This window comes from Spirulina sp. CCY15215 (assembly GCF_016888125.1).
Classification (GTDB): domain Bacteria; phylum Cyanobacteriota; class Cyanobacteriia; order Cyanobacteriales; family Spirulinaceae; genus CCY15215.
Genome location: NZ_JACSWA010000342.1, coordinates 18262 through 27432 on the forward strand (window position 1 = coordinate 18262; position 9171 = coordinate 27432).

Sequence of the window (9171 nt, forward strand, 5' to 3'; positions counted from 1 at the left end):
TCCAAACAGAACTGTAAGAAGATGTCAAGATGTATTAATATCAATACTATGACTTATACAATTAGATACTCCCGTTATGGTAGTGCGGGTATTTTGCCCGCTAGTGGATAAATATGTAAGTTCCAACTATATAACAAATATCATTACTATCGCCAAATACAATTTCCATGAATCAACGCCATCAAGCCATTACAGAACTGCAAGGGAAACCGGGACAAGGAGTAGGTAACATGGTCATCCCAATAAACGGGACGACCTCTATGCAACTGCAAGAAGAACTCATCTATATTCAAACCAAACTGGCTTATAACTTAGAATCATCAGAGAGCTATATTCGGCTTTGTCACATTGATAGCATCGTTCTCGCACAAGGACGAAATTGGTGGCTTCTCTGGCTAGGAATTCCATTAATTGTCTTCTTCATTGGTATTATCTTGATTATTCTCTTCTTTGTTATCAAGCAAAGATGGATTGCCATTCACTCTGGACGAATGACCCATATTTTATTCTTCCAAAACTCGGAACTTAATCGAGCCAAACAGTTTACTCACACCTTACTGGCTTTAACCAAAAGAAGTGCTGCCCCCAGACTTCAAGATAAACCCTTGAATGCAGCAAAACCCCGTGCCTCAAATAGAAACGAACGACTTCAAAAAACATCAGAATGACCGAATAAGACTAAAGAATTGTCTTACTAAGGATATAATATTATAATATTATCAACAAGTTAAAAATGCTTTAATTAAAGATGGCTGGACAATTACCCACGACCCCCTCACCCTTCGGATTAGTGAAGCTGTGAAACTGCAAATTGATTTGGCCGCAGAAAGTGCGATCGCAGCAGAACGAGATTCCGAAAAAATTGCGGTAGAAATTAAACTGATAATTTATAATCCTAGATTAGAGGAGATAGAGGAATGGATCCCTTAGACCAATATCGGCAATGTATCGAGCAAATTTTAACAGAACACGCCAATATTTCCACAACAACCGATACAGTGAAAGCGCAACTGATTTTCGATCGCGATCGCGACCATTATCAATTATCCTTTGTGGGTTGGCAAGGGGACAAGCGGGTATTTGGCCCCGTGATGCACTTTGATATTGAAGATGGTAAGATTTGGATTCAATATAACGGGACAGAAGCAGCAGTGGGGGAACGATTGGTGGAAATGGGCGTTCCTGCTTCAGATATTGTGTTAGGGTTTCATTCCGCTTTTAAACGCCAATTTACTCGTTATGCAGTGGGTTAAAATGAGGGTTTAACCCACTAAACGAGATAATACGTTAAAACATCATATCCCTACATCTGTAGGACTATCTGGAGAGTATTCGTGACCTATCTCAGAAATTAGATTGAGAAGGGGTCGGATTAGGATAATCTAGATCGAGTGACTGAATTTTTTAATCATCTTGATATGACCGCCACTATTGCAAGTCCTCCCCGTTCTATCCGCATTGCGACCCGTAAAAGTCAATTGGCATTGGTGCAAACCCATTGGGTGCGCGATCGCCTGCAAGAATCCTTCCCCGATCGCCACTTTGAGGTACAGGAAATGAGTACCCAAGGGGACAAAATTTTAGATGTAGCATTGTCCAAAATTGGTGACAAGGGACTGTTTACCAAAGAATTAGAAGTGGGGATGCTGGAAGGACGTGCAGATTTTGCCGTTCACTCCTTGAAGGATTTGCCGACCCAATTACCAAAGGGTTTAATATTGGGTTGTGTGACGGAACGAGAAAATCCTGCTGATGCCTTGGTGGTACGAGAAGAACACAAGGATAAAACCTTGGAAACTCTACCAGAGGGTGCTATTATTGGCACCTCTTCCCTACGTCGTTTGGCACAGTTGCGACATTCTTTCTCTCATTTCGTTTTTGAGGATATACGTGGCAATCTCAACACACGCCTGGGGAAATTGGATGCTGAGGAAAAACAATACGATGCCATCATTTTAGCTGTCGCAGGTTTGGAACGCTTGGGAATGAGCGATCGCATCCATCAGGTTATTCCGGCGGAAATTTCTCTACACGCAGTCGGACAAGGAGCATTAGGAATCGAATGTCGCGAGGGAGATGAGGAGATTTTGCACTTATTACAGGCAATTTCTCACCAACCGACTACTTATCGCGCCCTGGCGGAACGCTCTTTCCTGCGGGAACTAGAGGGAGGTTGTCAAGTTCCCATTGGCGTTAATACTACTATTGAGGGGGAGACGCTAACATTAACTGGAATGGTTGCGGCGTTGGATGGCAAGCGTTTGATTAAAGACACCGTAAGCGGTAAGACTAGCGATGCAGAACAATTAGGACTCGATCTAGCAGGTCTTCTTCGAGGCAAAGGTGCAAAGGAAATTTTAGATGAGATTTTCGCTGAAATTCAGCGTTAGAAACTCACAATTCTGCCATACCTGATTCACTACCTTAGATTTCAGGATGTACCCGTTCCTTCCCATTTCCTGTCTTAACTCAGCAACGTTGTTTCGGGCGATCGCATTTCTGGAATGATAGGGAGTGGAATGCGATCACACATCCTCAAACAGGCAAAGTAGTAATATCATAGTCGATTGTTGTTTACGGATAATTGATAATTGGTACAAGTTCCCTATTTGAATCTCCTTGGTATTCATCACGATCGCGATCGCCTTCTGGCCGCGATCGCTTCAGTGATTGACTCGGGTTGGTATATTTTAGGAAAAGAAGTCACCGCATTTGAATCAGAATTCGCGGCATTTTGTCAAGCTGAATATTGCATCAGCACGGGAAATGGTTTGGATGCGTTGCGCTTAATGTTGCTTGCGGGGGGTATTTGCGAAGGGGATGAAGTCATCGTTTCTGCTAATACTTACATTGCCACCATTTTGGCTATTACGCAAATTGGAGCGATTCCCATTCTTGTGGAACCTTGTTGGGAGACTTTGCAAATTGATTGCGATCGCATTGTCGAAAAGATAGGCGATCGCACCAAAGCTATCCTTACCGTCCATTTATACGGCATACCCGCGCCTATGGACAAATTAGAGGCAATTGCACGCCAATATAACTTACTCCTCTTTGACGACTGCGCTCAAGCACATGGAGCGAAGATTGGCGATCGCCCTGTCGGTTCCTGGGGAGATGCCAGTGCATTTAGCTTTTTTCCCACTAAAAATCTCGGTTGTTTGGGAGATGGCGGTGCCGTTGTTACCTCTAATGCACAAATCGCCCAAAATGTCAAGCTATTACGAAATTATGGTTCGGGGGAAAAATATTATAATCAACTCGCAGGTTGGAATAGTCGTTTAGATGAAATTCAAGCAGCTATTCTACGGCACAGATTACCGGAATTAGAGGTCAAAAACAGAGAACGGAAACATTTAGCCAAACGGTATATTGAAAACTTACACCAGAACTTACCAATTTACTTGTTGCCCTATAATGCCAATGCCGTCTATCATATTTTCCCAATTTTAGTGGAAGAGCGCGATCGCTTACAACAATTTCTTAAAGAGTCTGAAATCGGCACTTTGATTCATTATCCCATTCCTTCTCATCAACAAGAATGCTACCGCGATCGATCTTGGGCTAAAATTTCCCTACCTATTACCGAAAAAATTGCACGGGAAGAACTTAGTTTACCGCTTTATCCTAGTTTAACAAAAGAACAGCAAGATTATGTCATCAACCGAATTAAAGCCTTTTATCAACAAAGATGAACTATTGATTCAATTTCCTACAATTGGCTCTCCAGAAGAAGGCTATCTTGCGGTTGCTGAAGCGCAAAAAACTTGTCCGTTTCCCATTCAAAGAACCTATTGGGTTTATGGTTGCCGCGATCGCATGAAACGGGGAGGTCATGCTCATCATAATTTACACCAAATTCTTATTTGCGTAGCAGGAGAAGTAAAAGTAATCTTACACGATGGCTTTCACGAATATGAGTTTTGTTTAAACGATCCAGCGATGGGATTGTATCAAAAACCTCTAGTTTGGGGAGATTTGATCTATCATCAAAATTCAGTTCTAGTTGTCCTTGCTTCTGAGCATTACTTAACTGAAGATTATATTCGCGATTATCAACAGTTTCTGGAAATTTCCAAAAATAATCATCAATGAACAATTATCGATTATCTCTGCCCGAAAATACTTATATTCATCCCCAAGCAATTGTAGAGACGAAAGAAATTGGCGATCGCACGAAAATTTGGGCATTCGTTCACATTTTGCCAGAAGTAAAAATTGGCGAAGATTGTAACATTTGCGATCATGTTTTTATTGAATCTGGTGTAGAAATTGGTCAGGGTGTCACCATTAAAACCCATGTTTCTCTATGGAAGGGAATCAAAATTGAAGATTATTGTTTCATCGGTCCTAATGTTGCTTTTACAAATGATATTTATCCTCGTTCTCATCGTAATCCCGATCTACAAAAGCGCTATTTTGAAGATGAAGATGAAAGCTGGTATCGCGGCACAATTTTGATTTGTGAAGGGGCATCTTTAGGCGCAAATGCTACTATTTTATGTGGATTAACTGTAGGTACTTATGCAATGGTTGCTGCGGGTGCTGTTGTTACCAAAGATGTGCAACCTTTTGAATTAGTGGGAGGTGTTCCCGCGAGACACATGGGATGGGTTGATAAAGAAGGTAGAAAAGTAGAATTACAACCAACTGTATAAACAATGAATAATCCCAAAATATCGATTGTGATTCCTTTATATTATGCCGAACTTCTTTGGAGTATTCTTCCTGAAGAATTAGAAAAACTTGCTTTAGCAAATCAGGATTATTTTGACACAGAAATTGTTTTTGTTGATGATGGCTCTAAAGACAAAACTTTCGACCTCGTGCGCGATTTGAAACCTAACAATTTTACATTTAAAGCTATTCGACTAGCCAGAAATTTTAAATCATATATTGCCATTCTAGCGGGCATTCAAACTGCAACTGGAGATTATATTACATTTCTGCCTCAAGACTTACAAGAACCTCCCGATCTAGTCTATCGATTATTTTTAGAAATTCAACAAGGATATGATGTTGCTTGGGCAGTAAGAAGAACTCGTGCAGATCGTTTATTCGATAAACTATCTTCCCATTTATTTCACCGTTTAATGAACTATTTTTGGTCGGAATGGCCAAAAACAGGGGCAGATATGTTTATGATTTCTCGTCCAGTTGCTGATGTTTTATTATCCATGCAGGAAAAGAATTCTCATATTACTGGACAAATTTTATGGAGTGGTTTTCGACAAACTCGAATTAGTTACGATCGCCAGGGTCGAAAAACAGGAAAATCTGGTTGGAGTTTCTGGAAAAAAGTAGAACTTGCTATTAGCGTCATTACTCAGTTTTCTTATTTACCAATTCGTGCTTGTACTGTGTTAGGAATAGGATTAGCATTTTTAGGATTTCTGTACGGGATTTTAATTATTATCGGACGTTTAACTCTAGAAATTTCTGTAGAAGGATGGTCAGCTTTGATGGTTGTTATTTTATTAATTAGTGGTTTTCAACTCATTTTTTTAGGAGTAATTGGTGAGTATTTATGGCGCATTTTTGATGAAGTGCGAAAGCGTCCAGTTTATATTGTCATGGAGAAAATTGATTCTGATTCTCATTAAAATTTTTGTTACACTTTAACCCTAAAATGCTATAATTTGGTTAGTAGATTGCTGCTTTTACGATCTAAAGCAAAAGAACAATGACTCAAGCAAAAATAAATCAAATCAAAAACCTGCGATCGCCAAGTTTGAGATCGCCTCGCGGTCGTTTATTTCCAGACTATAAAATCTCGGAATCAGAATTGGCTCAACGTAGAGCAGAAAAAGAAAAGCGCTGTCAAAAAGCTCGTTCTATTTTTGATAATATTCGTCCTCAACTTATCGAAGATCATTACAACTGGTATGTAATTGTTGAACCCAATAGCGGTGATTATTTTATTGATGTTGATGAAGAGAATGCTGTGGAAAAAGCGCGTCAAAAATATCCAGAAAGCTGGTTAGTAACATTTAAAATTAATGAAACTGGAGCTTGTGGGAGAATATGATTTCCGGAAGATTTGGCGAACTTGGCGAGTTGTTTTTTGAAGTTGAGATTGTTGCAGCTGATGGAGAAAATTTTCCTTTAGAAGTATTATTAGATACTGGATTTACATCAGGATTTCTGACAATTGATATTCAAGATGCAGATAGTTTGGGATGGTCAATTTTAAAGCGAAATTTGACAATGCGGACAGTAAAAAAGAATGAGTACTTTGACTTATATGAAGGTCGAGTAATTTTAGATAGACAAGAATATATCATCCCTGTTGTGGCAGGAGAAGGAGTACAAGAAACACTTTTAGGATTGCAGTGGTTAAAAATTTTACCTCTTGCTGTTAATTTTTCGACAGGATTACTAACCTTGGGAGAATAAATGGATATTTATAAATTAGCAATTAAACCACTCTTATTTTCTGGATTAAAAGCCGATCCGGAATCGATTCATCGCAATACTCTAAAAATACTGCATTGGCTGGATTCTCATCCCAAAAATCTTCTTGCAATTTCTTTACTATACTATTTAGAAGCATCTTGCAACATTGAAGATCGCAGATTGGAACAAAACCTATGGGGCTTGAAATTTACTAATCCTCTTGGACTAGCTGCGGGATTTGATAAAGATGGCGTTGCGACAGGAATATGGTCTAAAATGGGTTTTGGGTTTGCAGAATTGGGAACTGTTACTTTTCATCCTCAAAGTGGAAATCCTCAACCGCGTTTATTTCGCTTGTTAGAAGATGAAGCAGTTCTTAATCGTATGGGGTTTAATAATCAAGGGAGTAAAGTCTTACAACAGAATTTACAGCAGCGAGAGAAGCAATTTTCGATTCCTATTGGGATTAATTTAGGTAAATCTAAAATAACACCATTAGAAGCAGCAGCAGAGGATTATTTAGGCAGTTTTCAGCGCTTGCAGAATTTAGGAGATTACTTTGTTATTAATGTTAGTTCTCCTAATACTCCTGGACTGCGATCGCTCCAAAATAGTCAGCAATTGTCCTCAATTTTAGATGTTATTCAACAGGAAAATCAGGCAGCAAAACCCATCCTCGTCAAAATTGCCCCCGATCTGGAATGGGAGGCGATCGCCGATGTTCTCAAATTAGCTAAAATTTACAAACTCGCGGGTATTATTGCAACCAATACCACCATCCGCAAAGATAATTTAAAAACGGGTATAATTAGCGCAACGGGAAACCCTGTAAGAGAGGAAGCAGGAGGAATTAGTGGGAAACCTCTGCGCGATCGCACTACCGAAGTGATTCGCTTTATTTGGCAGCAAACAGAGGGACAATTGCCTATTATTGGAGTGGGAGGTATTTTTACCTCCGAAGACGCTTGGGAGAAAATTACGGCTGGTGCGAGTTTGATTCAAGTTTATACGGGTTTAGTTTATGAGGGTCCCTGGCTGATCAAGCGTGTTTTAGAAGGATTAGTAGAGAAATTAGAAGAACATAAATTTGAGAATATTGGCGATGCGATCGGATCGGGAAAATGAGTGTAAAATTCCCAAAAAAGAGGACATTGAGAATTTTCTCAATATCCTCCGTTAACAACCTACAGAAGTTTCGCGCTTCAAATACTTCTCTGCTGAATCTGGCAGAATTTATGCAGAGAAGGAATTTTTGCTGATAGAATTTTAGATACAGAACTTGACATTGAGGGATATTAAGGGCGATCGCCTAATTCTTGGCTAATTCTGGAGTGCGTCCCTTAAGTCCCGTCATCAACTGCAAGGCAAACACTTTCAAGGGTTGAATATAGCGCAACATCCACAACCCCAAACGACGCAGCAGGATTAAAGGCAACCATTGATTAGAGAACATTCGATCCAGAAAATCTGTAAAGCCAAGAATGGTGAGATTTTCCCCTTTGCGCCATTTTTCGTACCGTCGCAAAACGGGCAAACTGCCAATATCTTCCCCCAATTTATGGGCTTCCTGCAATACTTGCGCCAATGCAGCCGCATCTCGCAACCCCAAGTTTAAACCCTGTCCTCCCACGGGATGACAGCAATGTGCCGCATCGCCGATCAAGGCAAGGCGCGATCGCGTATAATTCTCACTCTGCATCAACTGCACTGGAAACACAAAGCGATCGCCGATCGCCTCTACCTTACCTAAAACCCCTCCCATGCGCGTTTCTAGCTCTTGTTGGAAACTGACCTCATCCAAGTCCTTTAACGCCTTTGCCGTCGCGTGAGGAGCCGTGAGGACAATCTGACAGCGATTTCCGGGCAGGGGTAGCACTCCCATCGGTCCTGTATTCCAGAAGCGCTCGAAGGCAGTATCATTATGAGGGTGTTGGTGCTGAATTTCAAAGGTTAAACAAGACTGCCAATATTTCCAGCCTCGCGTCGAGATGCGCGATCGCGATCGCACCTGAGATTTTGCCCCATCTGCACCGATAATGAGAGGCGATCGCAACTGTCGCATTTTCCCCTCAATTTGCACTTCAACGGTTACTCCCGTATCTTCCCAGCCAATATCTATCACTTCTGCGGGACACAACCACTGAATAGAAGGACAGGTTTTTAAAAACCTCTGCAATGCGGACAAAATAACTCCATGTCCCGCAACATAACCTAAAACCTCTGTCCCCAAATCTGCGGGGACAAACTCAACTACACTGGGATATTCCCCATCAGACAAGCGAATATTGCGATATTGAGCAATTTTCGGCAGAATTTGCCCCCAAACTCCGATTCCCTCGAAAATACGCCCCGATAATAAGGATAAATTATAAGCACGCTGTCTCGCGGCGGCTTTTTCTGGGGTTTGTGCTTCGATAATAATCACCCGTAACCCCGAATCTTTCAAGGCACAAGCGAAGGTTGCACCGACAATTCCTCCCCCGACAATGATTAAATCGCAATCAACTGCACGGTTTACTCCTATATCATATATTTGCTTTTTTGTCATGCTTTTTTAGAAAAAGATAAAAATATTTACCTTTTATTATGACGCAATTTGCAGCGCGATCGCCAATTCAAAATGTTGTTAATTCTGGGGAAAGCGATCGCCACTCTCTCCTCGGTTAAAAACTATAAGCGAGACTAAAATAAATCCCATCATCTTGAGCATTAACAGAGCGATCGCGGATATTCACTAAAGGCAAAGTGAGATCGAGGCGCAAGGTTAAATCTTCA

General features: G+C 40.8%; 11 protein-coding genes and 1 pseudogene. 11 read left to right on the plus strand and 1 reads right to left on the minus strand.

What is annotated here, in order from left to right; genetic code table 11:
- The first annotated feature begins 167 nt into the window (after positions 1-167).
- From JUI58_RS07585 to JUI58_RS07635, 11 genes and pseudogenes are all read left to right on the plus strand, one after another.
- Entirely contained in the window at positions 168-668 is a 501-nt protein-coding gene (locus JUI58_RS07585) for a hypothetical protein (RefSeq protein ID WP_204103158.1), read from the plus strand.
- 58 nt (positions 669-726) lie between these two features.
- Positions 727-930 (plus strand): annotated as a pseudogene (locus JUI58_RS26585) (element excision factor XisH family protein); the annotation flags it as partial.
- On the plus strand, positions 918-1253 hold the full coding sequence (locus JUI58_RS07595; protein ID WP_204103159.1) for a XisI protein: 336 nt from the start codon (positions 918-920) through the stop codon (positions 1251-1253). The pseudogene JUI58_RS26585 and the gene JUI58_RS07595, both read left to right, overlap by 13 nt.
- Before the next feature lie 165 nt (positions 1254-1418).
- Complete coding sequence (hemC, locus tag JUI58_RS07600) at positions 1419-2390, plus strand: hydroxymethylbilane synthase (protein WP_204103160.1); 972 nt, start codon at positions 1419-1421, stop codon at positions 2388-2390.
- A 201-nt stretch (positions 2391-2591) separates the two neighbouring features.
- Entirely contained in the window at positions 2592-3695 is a 1104-nt protein-coding gene (locus tag JUI58_RS07605) for a DegT/DnrJ/EryC1/StrS family aminotransferase (RefSeq protein ID WP_204103161.1), read from the plus strand.
- Complete coding sequence (locus tag JUI58_RS07610; RefSeq protein WP_204103162.1) at positions 3655-4095, plus strand: FdtA/QdtA family cupin domain-containing protein; 441 nt, start codon at positions 3655-3657, stop codon at positions 4093-4095. The genes JUI58_RS07605 and JUI58_RS07610 overlap by 41 nt, the downstream gene beginning before the upstream one ends.
- Complete coding sequence (locus tag JUI58_RS07615; RefSeq protein ID WP_204103163.1) at positions 4092-4658, plus strand: acyltransferase; 567 nt, start codon at positions 4092-4094, stop codon at positions 4656-4658. Before JUI58_RS07610 ends, JUI58_RS07615 begins: the two co-directional genes overlap by 4 nt.
- Positions 4659-4661: 3 nt before the next feature.
- Complete coding sequence (locus tag JUI58_RS07620; RefSeq protein WP_204103164.1) at positions 4662-5603, plus strand: glycosyltransferase family 2 protein; 942 nt, start codon at positions 4662-4664, stop codon at positions 5601-5603.
- A gap of 80 nt (positions 5604-5683) precedes the next feature.
- The gene (locus JUI58_RS07625) at positions 5684-6028 is read left to right on the plus strand and encodes a hypothetical protein (RefSeq protein ID WP_204103165.1); all 345 of its coding nucleotides are present in this window, start codon (positions 5684-5686) and stop codon (positions 6026-6028) included.
- Positions 6025-6396: a hypothetical protein gene (locus JUI58_RS07630; RefSeq protein WP_204103166.1), complete on the plus strand. Its 372-nt coding sequence runs from the start codon at positions 6025-6027 to the stop codon at positions 6394-6396. Before JUI58_RS07625 ends, JUI58_RS07630 begins: the two co-directional genes overlap by 4 nt.
- Entirely contained in the window at positions 6397-7521 is a 1125-nt protein-coding gene (locus JUI58_RS07635; RefSeq protein ID WP_204103167.1) for a quinone-dependent dihydroorotate dehydrogenase, read from the plus strand.
- Positions 7522-7705: 184 nt separating this feature from the next.
- On the opposite strand, the gene JUI58_RS07640 is transcribed toward JUI58_RS07635, so the two are convergent.
- A complete protein-coding gene (locus tag JUI58_RS07640) occupies positions 7706-8944 on the minus strand; it encodes an FAD-dependent hydroxylase (protein ID WP_204103168.1) in 1239 nt (412 codons plus the stop codon).
- Positions 8945-9171: the final 227 nt, after the last annotated feature.